This is a genomic window from Lacisediminimonas profundi (assembly GCF_008831265.1).
GTDB classification, from domain to species: domain Bacteria; phylum Pseudomonadota; class Gammaproteobacteria; order Burkholderiales; family Burkholderiaceae_D; genus Lacisediminimonas; species Lacisediminimonas profundi.
The window spans coordinates 922,440-943,783 of the sequence record NZ_VTTH01000001.1; the positions used below are offsets into that span (position 1 = coordinate 922,440).

At 61.5% G+C, this 21,344-nt stretch carries 19 protein-coding genes and 3 tRNA genes; 16 read left to right on the plus strand and 6 right to left on the minus strand.

Annotated features, from left to right (window positions below; translation table 11 throughout):
• Positions 1–27 precede the first annotated feature (27 nt).
• Together FVE66_RS04160 and FVE66_RS04165 are read right to left on the minus strand one after the other, a co-directional pair.
• Positions 28–876, minus strand: coding sequence for a segregation and condensation protein A (locus tag FVE66_RS04160; protein WP_151446101.1), 849 nt, complete (start codon positions 874–876; stop codon positions 28–30).
• A gap of 51 nt (positions 877–927) precedes the next feature.
• Positions 928–1,137: a DUF3460 family protein gene (locus FVE66_RS04165; protein ID WP_151446102.1), complete on the minus strand. Its 210-nt coding sequence runs from the start codon at positions 1,135–1,137 to the stop codon at positions 928–930.
• 75 nt (positions 1,138–1,212) lie between these two features.
• On the opposite strand from FVE66_RS04165, the gene bamE reads away from it, so the two are divergent.
• A complete protein-coding gene (gene bamE / locus FVE66_RS04170; protein WP_151446103.1) occupies positions 1,213–1,725 on the plus strand; it encodes an outer membrane protein assembly factor BamE in 513 nt (170 codons plus the stop codon).
• A 24-nt stretch (positions 1,726–1,749) separates the two neighbouring features.
• On the opposite strand, the gene FVE66_RS04175 is transcribed toward bamE, so the two are convergent.
• From FVE66_RS04175 to metG, 3 genes are all read right to left on the minus strand, one after another.
• Positions 1,750–3,435 (minus strand): SulP family inorganic anion transporter, encoded by a 1,686-nt coding sequence (locus tag FVE66_RS04175; protein ID WP_151446104.1) that lies wholly within the window; start codon positions 3,433–3,435, stop codon positions 1,750–1,752.
• 153 nt (positions 3,436–3,588) lie between these two features.
• On the minus strand, positions 3,589–4,068 hold the full coding sequence (locus FVE66_RS04180; protein ID WP_151446105.1) for a GNAT family N-acetyltransferase: 480 nt from the start codon (positions 4,066–4,068) through the stop codon (positions 3,589–3,591).
• Positions 4,069–4,072: 4 nt separating this feature from the next.
• Positions 4,073–6,244 carry a methionine--tRNA ligase gene (metG, locus tag FVE66_RS04185; protein ID WP_151446106.1) on the minus strand — a complete coding sequence of 724 codons (2,172 nt, stop codon included), beginning with the start codon at positions 6,242–6,244 and terminating at the stop codon, positions 4,073–4,075.
• Between the two features lie 143 nt (positions 6,245–6,387).
• Here metG and gltX point away from each other — a divergent pair, with 143 nt between their 5' ends.
• The 12 genes from gltX to FVE66_RS04245 all read left to right on the plus strand — a co-directional run bounded on the left by gltX (position 6,388) and on the right by FVE66_RS04245 (position 16,698).
• Entirely contained in the window at positions 6,388–7,854 is a 1,467-nt protein-coding gene (gene gltX, locus FVE66_RS04190) for a glutamate--tRNA ligase (protein ID WP_151446107.1), read from the plus strand.
• A 59-nt stretch (positions 7,855–7,913) separates the two neighbouring features.
• Positions 7,914–7,989: transfer RNA gene (locus FVE66_RS04195), tRNA-Ala, on the plus strand.
• Positions 7,990–8,049: 60 nt separating this feature from the next.
• A tRNA-Glu gene (locus FVE66_RS04200) sits at positions 8,050–8,125 on the plus strand.
• 103 nt (positions 8,126–8,228) lie between these two features.
• Positions 8,229–8,304 (plus strand) — tRNA-Glu (locus FVE66_RS04205).
• Between the two features lie 302 nt (positions 8,305–8,606).
• Positions 8,607–9,908 carry an ABC transporter substrate-binding protein gene (locus FVE66_RS04210; protein ID WP_151446108.1) on the plus strand — a complete coding sequence of 434 codons (1,302 nt, stop codon included), beginning with the start codon at positions 8,607–8,609 and terminating at the stop codon, positions 9,906–9,908.
• 18 nt (positions 9,909–9,926) lie between these two features.
• Positions 9,927–10,832, plus strand: coding sequence for a branched-chain amino acid ABC transporter permease (locus tag FVE66_RS04215; protein ID WP_151446109.1), 906 nt, complete (start codon positions 9,927–9,929; stop codon positions 10,830–10,832).
• On the plus strand, positions 10,832–11,773 hold the full coding sequence (locus FVE66_RS04220) for a branched-chain amino acid ABC transporter permease (RefSeq protein ID WP_151446110.1): 942 nt from the start codon (positions 10,832–10,834) through the stop codon (positions 11,771–11,773). Before FVE66_RS04215 ends, FVE66_RS04220 begins: the two co-directional genes overlap by 1 nt.
• A complete protein-coding gene (locus FVE66_RS04225) occupies positions 11,773–12,516 on the plus strand; it encodes an ABC transporter ATP-binding protein (protein WP_151446111.1) in 744 nt (247 codons plus the stop codon). The genes FVE66_RS04220 and FVE66_RS04225 overlap by 1 nt, the downstream gene beginning before the upstream one ends.
• Before the next feature lies 1 nt (position 12,517).
• Positions 12,518–13,195, plus strand: coding sequence for an ABC transporter ATP-binding protein (locus FVE66_RS04230; protein WP_151446112.1), 678 nt, complete (start codon positions 12,518–12,520; stop codon positions 13,193–13,195).
• Between the two features lie 44 nt (positions 13,196–13,239).
• The gene (locus FVE66_RS04235) at positions 13,240–14,673 is read left to right on the plus strand and encodes an aldehyde dehydrogenase family protein (RefSeq protein ID WP_421829135.1); all 1,434 of its coding nucleotides are present in this window, start codon (positions 13,240–13,242) and stop codon (positions 14,671–14,673) included.
• 114 nt (positions 14,674–14,787) lie between these two features.
• Complete coding sequence (locus tag FVE66_RS04240; protein WP_151446114.1) at positions 14,788–15,543, plus strand: SDR family oxidoreductase; 756 nt, start codon at positions 14,788–14,790, stop codon at positions 15,541–15,543.
• A gap of 30 nt (positions 15,544–15,573) precedes the next feature.
• Positions 15,574–16,698, plus strand: a complete 1,125-nt coding sequence (locus FVE66_RS04245; protein WP_151446115.1) for a zinc-dependent alcohol dehydrogenase family protein — start codon at positions 15,574–15,576, stop codon at positions 16,696–16,698.
• A 120-nt stretch (positions 16,699–16,818) separates the two neighbouring features.
• Here FVE66_RS04245 and FVE66_RS04250 read toward each other — a convergent pair whose 3' ends face one another.
• Entirely contained in the window at positions 16,819–18,255 is a 1,437-nt protein-coding gene (locus FVE66_RS04250) for an NAD-dependent succinate-semialdehyde dehydrogenase (RefSeq protein WP_151446116.1), read from the minus strand.
• Positions 18,256–18,700: 445 nt separating this feature from the next.
• Here FVE66_RS04250 and FVE66_RS04255 point away from each other — a divergent pair, with 445 nt between their 5' ends.
• The 3 genes from FVE66_RS04255 to FVE66_RS04265 are packed head-to-tail and all read left to right on the plus strand — an operon-like array spanning position 18,701 to position 21,285.
• A complete protein-coding gene (locus FVE66_RS04255; RefSeq protein ID WP_151446117.1) occupies positions 18,701–19,567 on the plus strand; it encodes an IclR family transcriptional regulator in 867 nt (288 codons plus the stop codon).
• Positions 19,568–19,606: 39 nt separating this feature from the next.
• Positions 19,607–20,839, plus strand: coding sequence for an aromatic ring-hydroxylating oxygenase subunit alpha (locus FVE66_RS04260; protein ID WP_151446118.1), 1,233 nt, complete (start codon positions 19,607–19,609; stop codon positions 20,837–20,839).
• Positions 20,836–21,285, plus strand: a complete 450-nt coding sequence (locus FVE66_RS04265) for a nuclear transport factor 2 family protein (protein WP_151446119.1) — start codon at positions 20,836–20,838, stop codon at positions 21,283–21,285. The genes FVE66_RS04260 and FVE66_RS04265 overlap by 4 nt, the downstream gene beginning before the upstream one ends.
• Positions 21,286–21,344 lie beyond the last annotated feature (59 nt).

A 21,344-nucleotide genomic window follows, 5' to 3' on the forward strand; every position in this document is an offset into this window, starting at 1 on the left:
CCGCAGGCAGTAAAGGAAAGTGTGGAATCAGGTCGGCGAATAGGACAGCCGTACGTAGATCGGCGCGAAGGCTTCCGCCTGCGTGATTTCGATCAGGGTTTCTTTGGCCAGTTCGAGCAGGGCGATGAAGTTGACGACCAGCACCGGCACGCCACGGGTCGGGTCGAACAGGTCGGCAAACTCGACGAAGCGGGCCGATTGCAGCCGGCGCAATATGCCGGTCATGTGCTCGCGCACCGAAAGTTCTTCGCGGCTGATGGTGTGATGCGCGGTCAGTTTGGCGCGCTTGAGCACGTCGGCCCACGCTGCCTGCAATTCGCCGGCGTCGACCTCCGGCCAGCGCGTCACCACGCTTTGCTCTATGTAAATCTGGGTGCGCACGTAGTCGCGGCCGAGCTGGGGCAGGCTGTCGAGCTTGTACGCGGCCAGCTTGATCTGCTCGTATTCCAGCAGCCGGCGCACCAGTTCCGCGCGCGGATCTACCGCCTCTTCGCCAGTGTCCGCCTTTCTGGACGGCAGCAGCATGCGCGACTTGATCTCGATCAGCATCGCAGCCATCAGCAGGTATTCGGCTGCCAGTTCCAGGTTGTGCAGGCGGATCTGGTCGACGTATTCGAGATACTGCAGCGTGACCTGGGCCAGCGGGATGTCGAGGATGTTGAAGTTCTGCTTGCGGATCAGGTACAGCAGCAGGTCGAGCGGACCTTCGAAGGCTTCGAGGAAGACTTCCAGCGCGTCGGGAGGGATGTAGAGGTCGTGCGGCAGCTTGAACAGCGGCTCCCCGTACAGCCGAGCGAAAGCCACGCCGTCAATGACGTCGGGCGTCGTGTCGGGGTGACCGGCCAATGCCAGCGCGTCGGACTCGCGGGTACTCACGTAAGCTTGCTCACTTTGGAGGCGCAGGGGCTGCCCGGCGCGGACCCTGGCTTACTTCGACTGGTAGACGTAAGCCTGCTGCTTGACGCGCGATGCCTCGATCCGTTCCAGTTCTTCCAGATCGTCCCGCGGCGGCTGTTCCCACAGGAGGTTGCGGCCGGCGAGCTGACCCTCTTCCAGTTTCGGGTTCTTTTGCTTCAGGTCGTTCAGGAATTCCGTGAACTCGGATTGATATCCGCTGAATTGCTTCGAAAATTTCATGGGTGTTCCGCTAACAGGAAGTGCAATCAGGCGCTATTCTACCCCGAGTCAAGAACTTCACTTCAGGGTACCGCCATGAAACAACTGGTCCGCGCGTTTTTCGCATTCTTCTGTTCCATCATGGCCCTCGGCTGTGACCAGCAGGGTCGTCTGGTGGAAGAAGCCGGCCTGGAGAAGCTGGCACGCGGCGTCTCCAGCGAGGGCGATGTTCGTACTGCGATGGGCCGGCCTGATACCGTATGGGAAGAGGAGAGCGGCGAGCGGGTCCTCGAATATCCGAAAGGTCCCAATGGCGTGCGGACCTGGATGTTCGATATCGGCAAGGACGGCAAGCTGAAAGACTGGCGCCAGGTGCTGACCGAGGACAATTTCAAGCGCATCACGCCCGGCATGAGCATGGACCAGGTGCGGCGCATGCTGGGCCGGCCACGCTCGACGATGCAATTCAGGCTGAAGAACGAGGAAGTCTGGGACTGGCTGTACCAGGAAGGCCCGGGCAGCCGGCGCTTGTTCAATGTCCATTTCGACATCGGCACGCGGGTGGTGACGCGGGTGTCGACTTCGGAGGATCCGGACGTGAAGCCCTGAGCGCTCGCGCCCTGGCACCAGCGCTCAGGGCAGCGAGGCTGCCCGCGCCATTGCCTGCTCGACCGTGTCCACGCAATTTTCGGCACCCAGTCGCTGCAGGAAGCCGCTGCGCTGCATGATGCTGAGCGGCTGTCCGGCCAGGCCGCACAGGATCAGGTGGCTCTCTTTCCTGGCCAGCGCCCGGTGGATGTCGTCCAGCGCATCCAGTCCGGTCGCATCCATGTTGATCAACTGGTGCAACTCCAGTATCAGCGCGCGCGGCGGAAGCTCGTCGCCCTCGACCAGTGCTTCTATCTTTCCCACGGCACCGAAGAACAGCGCGCCGAATATCGAGTAGGCGTGCACGCCGTCAGGCAATGGCTGGGCGGTGGGCAGCGGTTCGATCGTGGTCAGGCTGGAAATGCGATAGATGAAGAACAGGCAGGCCAGCACCAGCCCGACCTCGACCGCGACCGTCAGGTCGACCGCCACGGTCAGCACGAAAGTGGCGACCATCAGCACCCGGTAGGTCATCGCGAAATGACGCAGCCGCGCGAATTCGTGCCATTCGCCCATGTTCCAGGCGACGAACAGCAGGACGGCAGCCAGCGCGGCCAGCGGGATATTCGAGGCCAGCGGCGCCGCCACCAGCACGATCAGCAGCAGAACCAGCGCATGCACGATGCCTGCCAGCGGCGACGCTGCGCCGCTGCGGATATTGGTCATGGTGCGGGCTATGGTGCCGGTAGCGGGCAGGCCGCCGAAGAACGGGGTGACGAGGTTGGCCACGCCCTGGGCCATCAATTCCTGGTTCGGGTCATGACGGTCGCCGATCACGCTGTCGGCCACCCGCGCGCACAGCAGCGACTCGATCGCTGCCAGCATGGCGATGGTCAGCGCGGGCACCAGCAATTGCTGCACCAGCTCCCAGCTGAATGCCGGGATCGCAAACGCCGGCAGTGCTTTCGGTACGCCGCCGAAACGGGTTTGTATGGTTTCCACCTGCAGCCCGAACAGGCTGACAGCGCTGGTCGCCAGCACCAGCACCACGATCGTGCCGGGAATGCCGCGCAGCAGGCGCAGCCAGATCCGCTCGCGGTCCCGATCCAGTTCGTGTGCGGTGCGCGCCCTGGACTGCAGCAGGCGTGGCCACAGGAACACCAGCAGCAGCGACGCCACGCCCATTGCCAGTGTCGGCAGGTGGACGGTGTGTGCCGCCGCCGACAGCGCCTGGATCTGCGCGAAGAAATCGCCGGGCATGCGCTCGATCTTCAGCCCGAAGAAATCCTTCAGCTGCGATAGCGCGATCAGTACCGCGATACCGTTGGTGAAGCCGATCACGATAGGGATCGGCATGTAACGTATCAGCGACCCGAGCCTGAGTATCCCCATTGCAAACAGAAGCACGCCGGCGAACATGGTGGCCAACAGCAGGTTGGCCAGGCCGTAGCGCTCCAGGATTCCGTAGATGACGACGATGAAGGCGCCGGCCGGCCCGCCGATCTGGACACGTGAGCCGCCGAGCGCGGATATCAGGAAGCCGCCGATGATTGCGGTGAACAGGCCGGCTTCGGGCTTGAGCCCGCTGGCAATCGCAAACGCCATCGCCAATGGCAGGGCCACCACCGCCACAGTCAGGCCGGCGCCGATGTCGCGCGAGAGTTTCGTGCTGTCGTAGGACCGCAGGTCGTCGATCAGGCGGGGGCGGAAACGCAGGTTGAACAGGCTCATCGCTATATTCTGCGCCGGCAAGGGGAACAGGTATTGTGCGCCTGCAAGGCGGGGCAATTCAAGCGGCGGACCTTAGAGACGGTCCGGCCTGCTGCAGCAATGGCAGTGCCGGCCGCCGTGTTATCGCCGTGTTATAGCCGTTTTGGCGCGGTTTTAGCGCCGCAAGATCCTGCGCATCACCCTCGGACCGGGTTCCAGCGGGTTGGCATGCTCATACTCCAGCTCCAGCGCCAGCTCGAAGCCTTGTGCAGCATACAGGTCGACCAGGCGCGCCTGGTCGGCGCGTACGGCCAATCTCAACTCGTCGATATTGCTGGCATGCGCCTGATGAATCACGGCTTCCAGCAAATGCTGCGATAACTGATGGCCGCGGCATTCGGGCAGGACGCCCATGCGCAATATTTCCCACACGCCTTCGTCCGCATCCAGCGGCAGCCATCGTACCGAGCCTATCGGCCGCTGGCCGTCGAACAGCAGGAAGCCGCCGCCCTGTTGCAGTTGTCCGGCCACCGTGGCCGGCGCCTCGTGGTGTCCGCTCGAACTCGGCGCGACCCGTCCCGACCAGCAGGCGCGGGTCAGGTCGGCGATCAGTTCCGCGTCCTCGAGTGCAGCTTCTCTGACCAGCAGGTCCATGGCTTTAGTGAATGCGCATGCCCGGCTTGGCGCCGGGCCAGGGGTTGAGGATATAGATGCCGGGGTCAGCCTTTTCGTCAGCTGCAGATGCAGCCAGCACCATGCCTTCGGACACGCCGAATTTCATCTTGCGCGGCGCCAGGTTCGCTACCAATACGGTCAGCTTGCCGACCAGCTGCTCGGGTGAATAGGCGGACTTGATGCCCGAGAATACATTACGGGTCCGGCCTTCGCCAGCATCCAGCGTCAGCCGCAGCAGCTTGTCACTGCCCTCGACGTGTTCGCAGTTGACGATCAGCGCGATGCGCAGGTCGACCTTGGCGAAGTCATCAATCTTTATTTCAGGAGCGATCGCCTCGATCGCTCCTCCGTCCACTCCTTCCCCTTCAAGGGGAAGGCCGGGATGGGGATGGGGTCCACCAGCACCAGCAGAAGTCCCTGCACCAGCCACAGCAGCAGCCCCCGAAGCCGCGCCCGCCACCGCCGCTGCTTCAGCCGCCGCCTCAGCCGGCGGCTCGAACAGCGCATCCAGCATCTTCGGATCCACCCGCGTCATCAGGTGCGAATACGGATTCACGCGGTGGCCGTCCGGCAATGGCGTCGCCACGTGCGCCCACGCCAGTGGGCCGACATCGAGCAGCGCTTCCACCCGCAGCGCCAGGTCCGGCAGCACCGGCTTCAGGTAGATGGTCAGGATGCGGAACGCCTCCAGCAGCCGGCTGCACACCTCCTGCAGGCGGTCGTTGTTGGCCGGATCCTTGGCCAGCTCCCAAGGCTTGTTGGCATCGACATACTCGTTGACGCCGTCGGCCAGTCCCATGATCAGGCGCAGCGCCTTGCCGTATTCACGGCCTTCATACAGGGCTGCAACTTCTCCTGCCACGTCGCGCAGGCCATCCAGGAATGCGTCGCCGCTGTGCGCCCAAGCCGTCGCAACCTTGCCATCGAATCGCTTGGTGATGAAGCCCGCTGCCCGGCTGGCAATATTGATGTACTTGCCGATCAGGTCGGAGTTGACGCGGGCAACGAAATCGTCCGGATTGAAGTCCACGTCCTCGACCTTGGCCGACAGCTTGGCCGCGATGTAGTAGCGCAGCCATTCCGGGTTCATGCCGATGTCGAGGTAGCGCAGCGGCGAAATGCCGGTGCCGCGCGACTTGGACATTTTTTCGCCGCTGACGGTGATGAAGCCATGCACGAACACATTGTCCGGCACCTTCATGCCCGAGAATTTCAGCATTGCGGGCCAGAACAGTGTGTGGAAATACGTGATGTCCTTGCCGATGAAGTGGTACTGCTCGGTCGACGGATCCGCCATGAAGGCGTCGAAATCGCCGCCGGTCTTGCCGAAATAATTCCTCAGCGACGCCAGGTAGCCGATCGGCGCGTCCAGCCATACATAGAAGTACTTGCCCGGCGCATCCGGAATCTCGATGCCGAAGTAGGGCGCATCGCGGCTGATGTCCCAGTCGCCCAGTCCGTTCTCGCCTTCCAGCCATTCGCGCGCCTTGTTGGCGATTTCCGGCTGCAGGCGGTGGCTCTCCAGTGCCCATTGGCGCAGGAAATCAGTGCAGCGCGGGTCGGAGAGCTGGAAGAAATAATGCTCGGATGAACGCAGCACCGGCGTCGCGCCGGTCAGGGTCGAATAGGGCTTCTTCAGGTCGGTCGGGGTGTAGACGGCGCCGCAGTTCTCGCACGAGTCGCCGTACTGGTCGGCGGTGCCGCAACGCGGACATTCGCCCTTGATATAGCGGTCCGGCAGGAACATGTTCTTCACCGGATCGAAGAACTGTTCCACGGTCCGGGTCGTGATCAGTCCGGCGTCATCGCGCAGACGGCGGTAGATTTCCTGCGACAGTTCATGGTTTTCCGGGCCGTCGGTCGAATGCCAGTTGTCGAAGGCGATGTGGAAGCCGTCCAGATATTGCTTGCGGCCGGCGGCGATATTGGCCACGAACTCTTGTGGCGTGACGCCGGCTTTCTCGGCTGCAATCATGATCGGCGCGCCATGCGCGTCATCGGCGCCGACGAAGTTCACCTCGTTGCCGCACATGCGCTGGAAGCGCACCCAGACGTCGGCCTGGATGTACTCCATGATGTGGCCGATGTGGAACGGCCCGTTGGCATAGGGCAGGGCGGTGGTGACGAACAGTTTGCGCGGCGTGGACGGAGTCATTGATGTTGCGATCGGGGTAAAACAGCGATTTTAGCAGCGTGTCATGGTTTCCCGGCATGTAGGCCGCTTTGACGGGGGCGGGAGAGTAAAATGGCGGTTTTTCCAACGCCGGCTTTGGCAACCCAGGGCCGTTTTTGTTTGCCATGACCGCAGCTACAAATTCAGTTACCAGCGCAGCTACCAGCGCAGCTACCAACGCAGCTACCAGCGCAGCTACCAAAGTGCGCACCCGGTTCGCCCCCAGCCCCACCGGTTTCCTGCACCTGGGCGGCGCCCGCACAGCCTTGTTTGCATGGGCCTACGCACGCCGCCACGGCGGCATCTTCATCCTTCGGGTGGAGGACACCGACGTCGAACGCTCGACGCCTGAAGCAGTGCAGGCCATCATCGAGGGCATGGAATGGCTGGGACTGACGCCGGACGAAGGTCCGTTCTACCAGATGCGCCGAATGGAGCGTTACCGCGAGGTGGTGGCCCAGATGCTGAAGGACGGCACCGCCTATTACTGCTACTGCACGCCGGATGAAGTGGAAGCGATGCGCGAACGCCAGCGCGCCGCCGGCGACAAGCCGCGCTACGACGGCACCTGGCGCCCGGAGCCGGGCAAGACGCTGCCGGCCGTGCCCGAAGGCCGCAAGCCGGTGGTGCGTTTCCGCAATCCGCAGGAAGGTGACGTCACCTGGGACGATGCAGTCAAAGGCCCGATCACGATTTCCAACCGCGAACTCGACGACCTGATCATTGCCCGTCCGGACGGCACGCCGACTTACAACTTCTGCGTGGTGGTGGACGACTGGGACATGCGCATCACCCACGTGATCCGCGGCGACGACCACGTGAACAATACTCCGCGCCAGATCAATATCCTGAAGGCCCTCGGCGGCGAATTGCCAGTGTATGGCCACCTGCCGATGATCCATGGTCCCGACGGCGAGAAGCTGTCCAAGCGCCACGGCGCAGTCAGCGTGATGGAATATCCGCTGCAGGGTTACCTGCCGGAAGCCATGCTGAACTATCTGGCCAGGCTCGGATGGAGCCATGGCGACGACGAGATTTTCAGCATGGAACAGTTCTGTGCGTGGTTCGACCTTGGCCACCTGTCGAAATCGCCGGCGCAGTTCAATCCGGAGAAGCTCGCCTGGCTGAACAACCATTACATACGCCAGGCCGAGCCGGGCCGCCTGGCTGCGCTGGTGCGGCCTTTGATGGAGCAGGACGGCGCCCGCTTTGATAGCGCGCCCGATCTCGACAGCGTGCTGGCGCTGCTGAAAGAGCGCGTCAAGACCGTCAATGAACTGGCCGAGGCGGCCATGTTGTTCTATCGCGAACCGGCGCCGGAACCAGCGCTGCTGTCACAGCATCTGACCGACGCCGTGAAGCCGGCCTTGCTGGCCTATGCAGCGCATTGCATGACGATTGATTGGAAGAAGGAAGCACTGGCCGCCATGCTCAAGGAAGTGCTGGCTGCGCATAAGCTGAAGATGCCGCAGCTTGCCATGCCATTGCGGCTGATGCTGACCGGCCAGTTGCAGACGCCATCGATCGATGCAGTCGTCGAACTGTTCGGCCGCGAGACGGTGTCGGCACGACTTGCTCGATTCCTTGGGTAAATGCAAAAACCGATTTACACAGGGGAAAAAGCACTGCTATAATTTCGCTTCTGCGCAGGGGGGGTATAGCTCAGCTGGGAGAGCGCTTGCATGGCATGCAAGAGGTCAGCGGTTCGATCCCGCTTACCTCCACCAACAAACTGCAGCAGTGGCCACGGCTTCAAAGCATCGAAGCGGAAAGATCGGACAGAATATGTCCCCATCGTCTAGAGGCCTAGGACATCACCCTTTCACGGTGAGTACAGGGGTTCGAATCCCCTTGGGGACGCCAGTAGCAGGAAAAGAGGGCGCGCAAGCGGCCCTCTTTTTTTTCAGTACAGAGTACAGAGTACAGTAGCAGTACAGTCGTGAGGCTGCAGTAGCGGACAGATCATGTCCCCATCGTCTAGAGGCCTAGGACATCACCCTTTCACGGTGAGTACAGGGGTTCGAATCCCCTTGGGGACGCCAGCAGTGGAAAAAGAGGAGCGCGCAAGCGTTCCTCTTTTTTTTTGGTTTCGTTGCCCGATGCCACCATCCTTGCCATCGCATTTCCGACTTCAGCAAACCTGAACCCCCCCTTCACCAAATGCGACTGGCTAGCCGCTGGCGGCGCGTCTATACTCCGCCCCGCTACAGCCTGCTCAAAAAAAATAACAATCAACGGAGACAGTGGTTTGCGCGCAAGCGATTCGCCCCGGGGTGTTTTGTCTTGCTCGTGAATTCCTGGCATCCCTTCGTTGATTGCAATGATGACGAACCTAGGAGCTCACATGAAATTCAATAAATTATCCAGCATGCTTGTCGCCGCACTCGCGGCCACCAGCATGACCGGCGCGCTGGCACAGACCGGCAAGCCTGCTGAACTGAAAATCGGCATCACCACCTTCCTGTCCGGTTCCGCATCGGTATTCGGCGTTCCCGCCAAGGCCGCTGCCGATCTCTACATCGAGCAAATCAATGCGGCCGGTGGCATCAACGGCGTGAAGATCGTGCCGACCTACATTGACGAAGGCGTTGGCGGCGACAAGCTGCTGTCCGAGTACCGTCGCGTGGTGCAGGAACAGGGCGCCAAGGTCATGCTGGCCGCAATCTCCAGCGGCAACTGCAACTCGCTGGCACCGGTCGCCGAAGACCTGAAAGTGGTCAACGTGATGTGGGACTGCGGCACCGAGAAAGTGCTGGAAGACAAGCGTTATCGCTATGTCGTGCGTACCCAGGCCAACGCCACCACCGAGATGGTTGCAACCGTACTTTACCTGCTGCGCCAGAAGCCCAACTTCAAGACCATCGCCGTGGTGAACCAGGACTACGCCTATGGCCGTGATTCGTGGGAACTGTTCCGCAATACGTTGATGGCACTGAAGCCCGATACCAAGATCGTGGCCGAGTTGTTCCCGAAATTCGGCGCAACCGATTTCTCGACCGAAATCACGCGCCTGCAGGCAATCAAGCCCGATGTCGTGCTGTCGACCTCGTGGGGCGGTGACCTGGATACCTTCGTTCGCCAGGCTGCACAGCGTGGACTGATGAAAAACTCGCTGTTCGTGCTGCCGCTGGCCGAGAGCTCGCTTGAGCGCCTGGGATCGGTGATGCCTGAAGGCGTGCTGGTTGGCGCCCGTGGCGACCACTGGTTCCTGCATCCTGAATTCAAGGACGATCCGAAGCTGAAGAACTTCGTTGCCAAGTTCAAGGCCAAGACCGGCGCCTATCCGATCTATTCGGTTCATCACATGGTCCAGGCGCTTGACGGCCTGGTCGCAGGTTATGACAAGGCGATCAAGGCCAACAAGGGCGCATGGCCGACCAACGAGCAACTGGCTGACGCCATGCACGGCATCGAATTCCGTGGCCTTACCCGCACGGTCAAGATGCGTGTCGACGGACAGGGCCTGGAAGACCAGCTGATGGGAACGACCAAGAAGGCCCCGGGCTACGCTTTCCCCATCCTCGACAAGATGGAGATCTATCCGGCTGACCTCGTCACGACTCCGGTAGGTTCGAAGTCGCCAGAGTGGGTCAAGACCCTGAAGCCCGAGCTGATCAAGAGCCCGCGCATCGTCGTATTCAAGTAAAAAAAGCAAAGCAGAAAAATGACACCGGATTTGATCCTGCTGGCCATCCTCGATGGCCTCTCGTATGCAGGCCTGCTGTTCATGGTGGCGCTGGGCATGACGCTGGTTTTTGGCGTCATGGGCATCCTCAACATGGCGCATGGCAGTTTGTATGCATTTGGTGGCTATGCCGCCGCTTCCACCGTGCTGCTGGCGGTGAAGTTCGGCTTGCCGCCCTTGGCGCAAGTAGCATTGCTGGTGCTGGCAGCCGTGGTAGTTGGCGTGCTGCTGGGCGCAATCATGGAAAGCGGGTTGTTGCGCCGCATCTATGACAAGCCGGCAATGCTGCAATTGCTCATCACGTTTGCGGCCTTCATGATCTTCGAAGACCTGCAGCGGATGATCTGGGGAACGCAGCCTTATTCGGTGTCAGATATCGTCGCCTACTTCGGCAACGTCGACGTAGTCGGCATTACCTACACGCGTTATCAGTTGTTCGTATTGCCCGGCGTGGCGCTGCTGATTTTCGTCGCGCTGCGCTGGTTCCTGCGCAAGAGTTCCACCGGCCGCCAGATCGTGGCCGTCGCCCACAACCGTGAGGTGTCGATGGCGCTTGGCATCAATGTCAAGCGCATCTGCCTGATGACCTTCGTGGTCGGTTCCGTGCTGGGTGCGCTGGGTGGCGCGCTCGCGCTGCCTACCACCGCGTGGGTCACCGGTATCGGCGCCGAGATGATCGTGCTGTCGTTTGCCGTTGTCGCCACCGCCGGCCTGGGCCAGGTGGAAGGCACGCTGGTTACCGCCATCATCATCGGCCTGGCGCGTTCCTTTGCGGTGTACCTGATGCCGGAGTTGGAGGTGCTGATGCCCTACCTGATCATGGTGCTGGTCCTGCTGTTCCGACCCCAGGGTCTGTTTTCCGTCGCACAGGCGAGGAGAGTCTGATGTCCAAGCCAAAAATCGCAGTCCTTGCACTGCTGCTGTTATCGCTGGTCGCGCCCTTCGCCATGCCGTGGCTGAAGACCCCGATCATTATCGCCGCCTGTTTCGGCCTTGCCGCACTGGGCGTTTCGATCCTGGTGCGCGCCGGCCTGCTGTCGTTCGGTCACGCCATGTTCGCTTGCCTGGCAGGGTATGTCGTGGCCTTTCTCGGAAAGAAATGGGCCGGCACCGATACCGCCGTGCTGATCCTGCTCGGAACGGTGGTCGGCACGCTGTTCGGCGCCCTGGTCGGTTCGTTCGTGGTGCGTTACCGCGCAATCTTCTTCGGCATGCTCAACCTGGCGCTGTCGATGGTGCTGTTCTCCATCATCGGCAAGTTCACCAACGTCACCGGCGGCACGGATGGCATGCGGATCGAACGCTCCAGTTTCTTCGGCATGACCCTGGAACGCGACGGCTATGAAACCGTCCTGCTGTTGCTGGTGGTCGGCCTGGCGCTGGTGCTGGGCTTGCTGGTCCAGCGCTATCTGAATTCCGTGGCCGGACAGGCGCTTTCCGCCATCAAGACCAACGAGACCCGCCTTGAATACATAGGCATGTCGACTTATCGCGTGCTGTGGATCGGCTACATCATCTCGGCCGCGCTGTGCTCGCTGTCAGGCGCGATCTTCGCGGTCACGCAAGGCCTGGTGACTCCGGAAATGGGTTACTGGGTACGTTCGGGCGAGATCGTGTTCATCTCCATTCTCGGTGGCGTCGGCCATCCGGTTGGCGCCTTCCTCGGCGCCGGTGTGTTCGAGTTTCTCAAGCTGTTCGCCGCGGCTTACCTGACCGGCGCGTGGCAGATGGTGGTTGGAATCGTGCTGATCCTGATGGTGTTCTTTGCCCCCAACGGCATCTCCGGATTGATGTCGCGCGTGCAAGCGCGCAGGAAGGAGGCGTGATGGGACAAGCATTGCTGCAAACGATAGACCTCAAGCTGTCCTTCGGGGCGGTGGTGGTGGCTGACAACATCAATTTCAGCCTTCAGCAGGGCGAGCGGCTGGCCGTGATCGGCCAGAACGGCGCCGGCAAGACCACATTCATCAACATCTGCACCGGCCTGATCAGGCCGCAAAGCGGCAAGGTGCTGTTCGACGGCAACGAGATCACGGGGCTGGCGCCGCGTGTCATCGTCAAGCGCGGCATGGCACGTTCCTTCCAGTTGCCCCAACTGTTCCTGGAGCACACGGTACGTGACTGCGTGCGGCTGGCGGCTGCCGGACGGATCGGCCGCCTTGGCCTGTGGAATTCGCTGGCGCAATCGGTATCCAATGCCGAGATCGACCATGTGCTGGAAATGGTCGGCCTGTCAGCCCGCGCCGACGAATTGTCGGAACTGCTGCCGGAAGGACACCGCAAGCTGCTCGACATCGCCATGGCGCTGGTACTGAAGCCAAAGCTGCTGGTTCTCGACGAGCCGACTTCCGGCGTGTCGACGGACGAAAAGCATGGTCTGATGGCGACTATCATGGCGGCACTGGACGAGCAAAAGATCACCGCAATTTTCGTTGAGCACGACGTCGATATCGTGACGCGCTACGCTACCCGCGTGGCGGCCTGGATTTCCGGCCGCGTGGCGGCCGACGGCACGCCGACGGAAGTGCTGAACGATCCGGAAATACGCAAGAACGTGATTGGGGAATGAGATGCTGAAGATCAATCAGGTCAGCACCAGGATCGCCGGCATCACCGTGCTGCGCAAGATCCAGACCGAATTCAAGGCAGGCAGCCTGCTGGCCGTAGTGGGCCGCAACGGCGCCGGCAAGACCACCTTGCTGCGGGTCGTGATGGGTTTGATCCCGTCCACCGAAGGCACGCTGGAGTTCGATGGCGACGACATCACCACGCAACCCGGCTACATGCGTTCCGGACTCGGCATCGGCTATGCTCCGGAAGACCGGGTCATGTTTCCCACCTTTACCGTGGAAGAGAACCTGCGCCTGCCATGCGATGTGCTCGGCTTGTCCAAGGCCGAGATCGACCATCGCCTGGAGAGAACCCTGGTGGTCGTGCCCCAGCTCAAGGAGATGCTGCCACGCTCGGGTTCGGCCCTGTCCGGCGGCCAGGGCAAGATGGCGGCGCTCGGTCGCGCACTGATGGCAGGCACCCGCCTGGTGCTGCTCGACGAGCCCTTCCAGGGACTTGCTCCTGTGCTGGCCAACCAGTATGCCGAGTCGCTGCGCCGCTTGCGCGACATGGCGCCCGAATTGTGTGTCGTCGTCACCGAGTCCAACCGCAGCCTGCTGCGGGACCTGCCTGACGACACCCTGACCCTGGAGCGCGGGGAATTGACCCACGCCTCCGATGCCGCTGGTGCGCACTGAAGCACGATAACAACCAAACATTAGACAGGAGAATTTGAATGGGTATCCAGACATTGCTGATCAACGGCAAATGGGTTGCACCGGTAGCAGGCGAAGCGATCGACGTCATCAATCCTTGCAACGCCGAGGTTTACGACACGATCGGCCGTGGCCGCGCGGAAGATATCGACCTGGCAGTCGCGGCAGCGCAGGGCGCCCTCGATGGCGCATGGGGCAAGCTGACCGCCGCTGAACGCGGCCGCATCATGCTGAAGTTCGGACAGAAGATCCTCGACAATGCCGAGGAACTGGCCCAGATCGAAGCGCTCGACACCGGCAAGCCGATCACCGTGGCGCGCAACGACATCGTCGCAGTTGCCCGTTACTTCGAATACTACGGCGGCGCCGCCGACAAGGTGCACGGCCAGACGATTCCCTACATGAACGGCTACAACGTTTCCGTGGTGCGTGTGCCGCACGGCGTGACAGCCCACATCATTCCCTGGAACTACCCGGCGCAAATGTTCGGCCGCACCATCGCCCCGGCAATCGCCATGGGCAATGCCTGCGTGCTCAAGCCTTCGGAAGATGCCTGCATGTCCGTGATCCGCCTGGTCCAGCTCGGCCAGGAAGCCGGCTTGCCGGCGGGTGCCCTGAACCTGGTGACCGGCTATGGTCACGAAGCTGGCGCCGCGCTGACCGCCCACACGGGTATCAACTTCGCGACCTTCACCGGCTCGCCTGAGGTGGGCGTGATGGTGCAGGAAGCCACTGCCCGCAACCATGTGCCGTGCGTGCTCGAACTGGGCGGCAAGTCGCCGCAGATCGTGTTCGACGACGTCGACATGGACAAGGCAGTGCCGGTGATCGTCAAGGCCATCACCCAGAATGCTGGCCAGACCTGCTCGGCAGGCAGCCGCTTGCTGGTGCAAGAGGGCATATACGAGGAGTTCGTCGGCCGGGTCGCTGCCGCCTTCGCGAAAGTGAAAGTTGGCACACCGGAGATGGATTTTGATTGCGGCCCGATCGTCAACCGCAAGCAGTTTGTACGCGTCAGCGGTTTCATCGCGGAAGCAGTAGCATCCGGCGTGCCGGTGCTGGCGCAAGGCCAGTTGGCGGAGGGCGTGTCGGCGGACGGTTATTTCGTGGCGCCGACCCTGTTCGGCGCGGTGCCGCGCGACCACAAGCTGGCTTGCAAGGAAGTATTCGGACCGGTGCTGTCGGCAATGAGCTTCACCGACGAGGAAGATGCGGTTCGGCTGGCCAATGCCACCGAATACGGCCTGGTGTCCGGCATCTGGACCGAGAACGGCAGCCGCCAGTCGCGCATGGCGCAGCGCATGATTTCGGGCCAGGTCTTCATCAACTGCTACGGCGCCGGCGGCGGCGTGGAACTGCCTTTCGGCGGCATGAAGAAGAGCGGCCACGGCCGCGAAAAGGGCTTCGTCGCGCTGGAAGAGATGAGCACCACCAAGACCGTCGTGCAGTACTTCGGCTGATCGTCGTCGCTCAGTCCACCCCAGGCACAAGGCTGTCATTCATCAATTTGCATCCGGCAGGCGATCGCCTGCCGGGCGGGATTCAGGTCCCGCACTTAATCAGGAGAAAGCAACATGGCTCAACTGTTGAATAAAGTCGCAATCATCACCGGCGCAGCAGGCGGTTTCGGCGCCGGCGTGGCGCGTTCCTACATCGCCGAAGGCGCGAAGATTGTCATCGCCGACCTCAACGTGGAGGGCGCCCGGGCGCTGGCCGCAGAATTGGGACCGAACGCAACGTCAATCGGCTGCGACGTCACCAGCCGTGCCGACATCGACGCTGCGGTCAAGCACTGCGTCGACACCTTCGGCATTCCCGACATCGTGATCAACAATGCCGGCACCACCCACAAGAACCAGCCAATGCTGAACGTGGACGAAAAGACCTTCGACCGCATGTTTGCCGTCAACGTCAAGTCGATCTACCACATGACCCATGCCGTGGTGCCGCTGATGCGCCAGCGCGGCAAGGGCGGCGTGATCCTGAACGTCGGCTCGGTGGCGGGCATTCGTCCCCGTCCAGGCCTGACCTGGTACAACAGCTCCAAGGGTGCGGTCAACATGCTGTCGAAATCGATGGCGGTGGAACTGGCTCCGGACAATATCCGCGTCAACGCAATTTGCCCGGTGATGGGTGCGACCGGCTTGCTGGGCGATTTCATGGGTGTTCCAGATACCCCGGAAAACCGCGCGCGCTTCATCGCGACCGTGCCGCTCGGCCGCTTCTGCACCCCGGAAGACGTGGCTGCTGTCTCGGTCTTCCTCGGCACCGATGCCGCCGCCTTCCTCACCGGACTGGAAATGCCGGTCGATGGCGGCCGTACCATCTGACCTGAAACCCTGCTCCTGAGAGGACGTATCGTGAAGACTCGCGCCGCTGTATTGCATCAGTTGGGCATGGAAGGCCCGTATGCGCAAACCAAGCCACTGAAGATCGAAGAGCTGACGCTGGATCCGCCAGGACCCGGCGAAGTGCTGGTCAAGATGGTCGCAGCCGGGCTGTGCCATTCGGACCTGTCGACGATCAATGGCGTGCGTCCGCGTCCGGTGCCGATGGCGCTGGGGCACGAGGCGTCGGGCCGGGTGGTCCAGGTCGGCGAGGGTGTCACCGACCTCAGGGCGGGTGATCTGGTCGCGCTGGTGTTCGTGCCCAGCTGCGGTCACTGCCTGCCCTGCATGGAAGGACGGCCGGCCCTGTGCGAACCTGGCGCGGAAGCTAACGGCAAGGGTACCTTGTTGTCGGGCGCACGGCGCCTGCATATGGGAACGGGCGATGTCCATCATCACGTCGGCGTGTCGGCTTTTGCCGAGCATGCGGTGGTTTCCCGCCGCTCGTGCGTCAAGGTCGAGGCGGATATCGATCCGATCGAAGCCGCCTTGTTTGGCTGCGCGGTGCTGACCGGCGTCGGCGCCGCCATCAACACGGCGGGCGTGAAGGCTGGCACCACGGCTGCCGTGATCGGCTTGGGTGGCGTCGGACTGTGCGCGATGCTCGGCGCACTGGCGGCCGGCGCATCCCAGGTGATCGCGGTGGACCTGCATGACAGCAAGCTGGCCGCCGCCAAGGCGCTGGGTGCGACCGCGACGGTGAATGCTCGCGATCCGGACGCAGTGAGCCGGGTACGCGAACTGACCAAGGGCGGCGTCGACTATGCATTCGAAATGGCCGGTTCGACCCAGGCCATGGAAGCAGCCTACCGCATGACCCGCCGCGGCGGCATGACGGTCACCGCCGGCCTGCCGCATCCGGACGACAAGTGGCCGCTGCAGCAACTGAGCCTGGTGGCGGAAGAGCGCACGGTCAAGGGCAGCTACGTCGGTTCCTGCGTGCCGGGACGTGACGTTCCGCGTTATATCGACCTTTACCTGCGCGGCAAGCTGCCGATCGACAAGCTGATGGGCGAGCGGCTGAAGCTCGACGACATCAACCGCGGCTTTGACCGGATGGCGTCCGGAGAAGCCATGCGCGACCTGATCGTTTTCTGATCCAGGGACGGGCAGAATGAAAAAGAGGAACGCAAAAGCGTTCCTCTTTTTTTTATACCTGCTCCTTCATCGCCACAGGGAGCGCGCCTGCCTGCGCGCGCCCCCGGGCTTGAAAAAGACTCAGCTCAATTCCGAGATGAACTTGGTGTTCAGGTAGCCATCGAAGGTCTCGGTGCCGCCTTCGGTACCCATGCCGCTGTCCTTCACGCCGCCAAACGGCGTCTCGGCCAGGGCAATCCCGAAGTGGTTGATGTTGACCATGCCGACTTCAAGATTGTTCGACACATGGCGCGCGGTCTTGATCGATCCGGTGAAGACATACGATGCGAGTCCGAAAGGCAGGCTGTTGGCGCGGCGCAGCACGTCGTCGGTATCGCTGAAACGGGTCACCGGCGCGACCGGGCCGAACGGCTCTTCGCGCATCAGGCGTGCAGTGTCCGGCACATTGGACAGCACCGTGGGCGGGAAAAAATAGCCGCCCGATCCGCCCATTGCTTCGCCGCCGAGCACCGCCGTGGCGCCGCAGGCAATCGCGTCATCCACGAACTGCTGCATGGCATCCACGCGGCGCTCATGCGCCAGCGGTCCCATCCTGGTTTCGGACTGGAGTCCGTCGCCGACCTTCACTTTCTCCAGCGCTGCAACAAACACCGACAGGAAGCGGTCGTAGGCTTTTTCGTGCACGTAGAAGCGGCTCGGGGCAACGCAAACCTGGCCGGCATTGCGCTGCTTGAGCCCGGCCAGTACCGTCGCCGCCTGATCGACATCGGCGTCATCGAACACGATCACGGGCGAGTGGCCGCCGAGTTCCATCGTGACGCGCTTCATGTGGGCGCCGGCCAGCGCGGCCAGTTGCTTGCCTACCGGCACCGAGCCGGTGAACGATACCTTGCGCACGATCGGCGAGGTGATCAGGTGCTGGGAAATTTCGGGCGGCACGCCCCAGACGATGTTCAGGCAGCCTGGCGGCAATCCGGCGTCGTGGAACAGGTGGGCCAGCGCGACCACCGCGCTGGGCGCATCTTCCGGGCCCTTGATGATCAGCGTGCAGCCAGCGCCGAGCGCCGCCGCGATCTTGCGAATCGCCTGGTTCAAGGGGAAATTCCACGGCGAGAAGGCAGCGCACACACCCACCGGCTCGCGCACCGTGATCTGTCGGACGGCAGGATTGCGCGGCGGGATCACGCGGCCGTAGATGCGGCGGCATTCCTCGGCGTGCCACTCCGCGTGCTCTGCGCCGGCGGCAACTTCCACCCTGGCTTCGGCCAGCGGTTTTCCCATGTCCATCGTGATGCCGCGCGCAATTTCCTCGGAGCGCTCGCGCGCCAGTTCGGCTACCCGGCGCAGGATCTTCGAGCGCTCCAGCGGGGAGGTGCGGCGCCATTGTTCGAACGCCCTTTGCGCTGCGGCGAGCGCAAGGTCCAGGTCCTGTTTGCTGGCGTGCGGCAGTTTTCCGAGCGGCTTGCCGGTGGCGGGATTGAGCACATCCTGCGTTTTTTCAACTTGGGCGGCGGTGATGAAGTTGCCGTCGATGTACATCGAAAGTTCTGGATACATTCATGTCTCCTGGTCGGGAAAATGGTCCGCACCGACGGCCGCACGCGCGGGTCGGATGATTAATGGGGACGGCGGGTGCGCCGGAGCCTTGGCGGCGGCGCGGAAGTGCCTGTCTGGTTTTTGTTGCTGCCGGTCAGTGTACTGTATTTGAAACAGTACTTCAGGTGGTCCCGTGCCAGGCTGCGCTGATGTTCACTCGCCCAGGGAGTGCCCGGGGCAACGCCCGAGTCCATGGGTGTGCATCGGAGGGCGGTCGAGATCAATTCCGCCCCAGTAGTTGCGAGCGTGGCATTTCATGGCGAATCACTTGTCACGTTTCGCCAGCAAAAAATCTGGCTACGCGAATCCGGCAATTCCAGAAAAAATACCGTTTAATGAATACATGATTGCGTATAATGAAAACTTCACATAGCATACCGAGCAGAAGATTTTGTCATTAGAGGGGATGCAAATTTTGGATTCCACGATTTCGCTTGAGGAGCAGATCAAGCCCCGTCGCCGGACGTCCCGGGAGGACGGTGGCGCGGTTGGTTCTTTGTCGCGCGGACTGATTCTGCTTGATGTGCTGACGAGGGCAAGCGCACCCCTGACATTGTCCGAACTTGCTGCAGAGGCCGGCCTTGATGTCAGTACTGCACACCGTTTGCTACAGATCCTGCTGGAGCAGGGTTATGCAGTCAGGGACGATTCCACAAAGCGCTATCTCCCCGGTCCGCGGGCACTATCTCCGCTGTCGCTCTTTCATCCGATTACGCAGTTAAAGAACGAGGCGCGATCCGTACTCGAGTTCCTTCGTGAACGTACTTCCGAGACGACTGCGCTGGTTCTCTTTATCGGCAAGGAACGCATGGTGGTTGACTTCGTTCGGGGCGACCATCCACTTTCGCCGTACTACGACACTTGGCTCAAGAGCCCGCTGCACGGGTCGGCGTCCGGAAAGATCCTGCTTGCATCCCTCCCGCCAGCGGAGCGCGATCAGCTGCTTGGCCCAGCACCCTACAAATCATTTACATCTGAAACGATTACAAAGCAGGGTGCGCTGTTCAGCTACCTCGACATCGTGCGTGAGCAGGGCTTCGCAGTTGCTCGCGACGATGCTTATGAAGGAATGACTGCGATCGGTGCGGCGCTGATGCCCTATCCGGATGGGCGCCCCATAGGGTGCCTGGTCGTGACGGCGTCGAGTCCTGCCGTAACGACGGCTCGCGAAAAAGAAATTGCCGATCGACTCAAGGCAGCTTCTCAACTTCTGATCAGCAGTGCGCCGTCAGTCCAAATCCTGAAAACATGGACCGGCCGCACGATGTTGTAAACCTGCTTTTCTGAAGTCGCTCAATCAACAGGAGGTTGTATGTCTCGTACCGCCATTCAATGGACTACCCCGCCCGGGCTTCCTGATGATCACTATGTTAGCGCCGAGGTATATACCGATCCCCTTCTGTTTCAGGAGGAGCGGAGCAAGATATTTGCCCGGACCTGGAAATTCGTGTGCCATGAGAGCGAAGTCGCCGCGCCTGGGGATTTTCGGGCGATCGAGCATGTCGGCATTCCGATCGTCGTGGTGCGGGGCAAGGACGGCATCGTTCGTTCCTTCATCAACGCTTGCTCGCACCGCGGTGCTCTGCTCGTCACCGAGCCGATTGGAAACGTGAAAAGCTTCACCTGCTTTTTCCACCTCTGGTCTTACGATACCAAGGGGCGCTGTACCTCGATGACGCGGGAAGAGGGCTATAGCCAGTGCGGTCTCACGAAAGATGATGTTGGACTGCGTCAGGTGAAAACGGCTGAGAAGCTCGGCATGATCTTCATCAATCTGGATGATGCCGCGGAAGACTTCGATAGCCACGTCGGCGATGCAATGGATGACTTGCTTGAGCCAATGGGCACCAAGCCACTGGAAGTCTTTCATTTCCATCGGGTCAGGCTGACTGCCAACTGGAAGCAGTGGCATGAGACCAACATGGAGCTGTACCACGAATGGGGCCATGTGGTGAACCGCACGACCAGCGTGGCGGTCGATGGCTATCACAATCGTATGTGGAGCATCCATGAAAACGGGCACGGATCGCTGGAGCCTCTCAACGTCCAGTACAAGAACTACAAGGGATGGGAGTCGCGGGACAACCTTGTCCTTCCGGGACTTCAGCCTGGTGAATTCCGCGTCGTCGATGTGTTCCCGAACACCACTGTAATTGTCAGGGCTACCACGATCCGGATCGATACCAGTATTCCCATTGCGCCAGGCATCACTCTCCTCGAGCAACGCGGCTTGGGCATCAAGGGTGAGTCCGCCGAAGACCGTGACGAGCGTCAGAAACATCACAATCAATTCTGGGGGCCGTTCGGACGGAACTTGGCCGAAGACGTTCTGTTCGTGGACGCGGTCGAAAGGACGAACCGCAACGGTGCATCCCAGTATGGAATCTTCGCCCGGCATGAGGGCCTGAAGTCACAAGATGACGAGATCGTCCGGGCTTATTACCGGACCTGGTCCAGATATATGGGACGCAAGGCGAATGACCCTTTCGACCGGTCCCCGGCTTTGCAGGATCGACCAACCAGCAAAAAGACGAGGGCCGCATGAACAGGGAAGAAATCGGCGCGGTCGTCTACGAAGGCGCATTACTGCTGGACCAGGAGGATTTCAAAGGCTTCTTGCGAACCTGCGCACCGGATTTCAGTTACCAGATCACTGCCTTCAGTCCCGAAATCGGCAAGGACATGGTGTGGCTCAAGCATGACCGTCAAGGAATGCAGGGTCTATTTGCGATGCTGCCGCAGCACGTTCGCATGAAGGGGCGGTTCAAGCGCCATATCAGCATCTACCGCATTGGCAATGAAGATGGCTGCGCCCGTGTCTTGTCGAGTGTCCTGCTGATCCATACTGACATCGAGGGGACGTCGACATTGTTTGCTGCCGGCCAGTACGAAGACATCATCGACGTGAGCGGGCCGACGCCGCTGTTGACCTCAAGGGAGGTCCGCCTCGAGACAAGGAGTTTGGGGCCGGGTATGCATATTCCCGTTTAAAAGCTTGTGCCGGTAATACAAAAACAGATGCCGGCTTCTATTCAATGGTGAGGGGACAA

Coding starts and splice junctions, on each gene's coding strand:
- FVE66_RS04165 (WP_151446102.1), bottom strand. CDS start 1,137: ATGAAATTTTCGAAGCAATTCAGCGGATATCAATCCGAGTTCACGGAA.
- bamE (WP_151446103.1), top strand. CDS start 1,213: ATGAAACAACTGGTCCGCGCGTTTTTCGCATTCTTCTGTTCCATCATG.
- FVE66_RS04175 (WP_151446104.1), bottom strand. CDS start 3,435: ATGAGCCTGTTCAACCTGCGTTTCCGCCCCCGCCTGATCGACGACCTG.
- FVE66_RS04180 (WP_151446105.1), bottom strand. CDS start 4,068: ATGGACCTGCTGGTCAGAGAAGCTGCACTCGAGGACGCGGAACTGATC.
- metG (WP_151446106.1), bottom strand. CDS start 6,244: ATGACTCCGTCCACGCCGCGCAAACTGTTCGTCACCACCGCCCTGCCC.
- gltX (WP_151446107.1), top strand. CDS start 6,388: ATGACCGCAGCTACAAATTCAGTTACCAGCGCAGCTACCAGCGCAGCT.
- FVE66_RS04210 (WP_151446108.1), top strand. CDS start 8,607: ATGAAATTCAATAAATTATCCAGCATGCTTGTCGCCGCACTCGCGGCC.
- FVE66_RS04215 (WP_151446109.1), top strand. CDS start 9,927: ATGACACCGGATTTGATCCTGCTGGCCATCCTCGATGGCCTCTCGTAT.
- FVE66_RS04220 (WP_151446110.1), top strand. CDS start 10,832: ATGTCCAAGCCAAAAATCGCAGTCCTTGCACTGCTGCTGTTATCGCTG.
- FVE66_RS04225 (WP_151446111.1), top strand. CDS start 11,773: ATGGGACAAGCATTGCTGCAAACGATAGACCTCAAGCTGTCCTTCGGG.
- FVE66_RS04230 (WP_151446112.1), top strand. CDS start 12,518: ATGCTGAAGATCAATCAGGTCAGCACCAGGATCGCCGGCATCACCGTG.
- FVE66_RS04240 (WP_151446114.1), top strand. CDS start 14,788: ATGGCTCAACTGTTGAATAAAGTCGCAATCATCACCGGCGCAGCAGGC.
- FVE66_RS04250 (WP_151446116.1), bottom strand. CDS start 18,255: ATGTATCCAGAACTTTCGATGTACATCGACGGCAACTTCATCACCGCC.
- FVE66_RS04255 (WP_151446117.1), top strand. CDS start 18,701: ATGCAAATTTTGGATTCCACGATTTCGCTTGAGGAGCAGATCAAGCCC.
- FVE66_RS04260 (WP_151446118.1), top strand. CDS start 19,607: ATGTCTCGTACCGCCATTCAATGGACTACCCCGCCCGGGCTTCCTGAT.
- FVE66_RS04265 (WP_151446119.1), top strand. CDS start 20,836: ATGAACAGGGAAGAAATCGGCGCGGTCGTCTACGAAGGCGCATTACTG.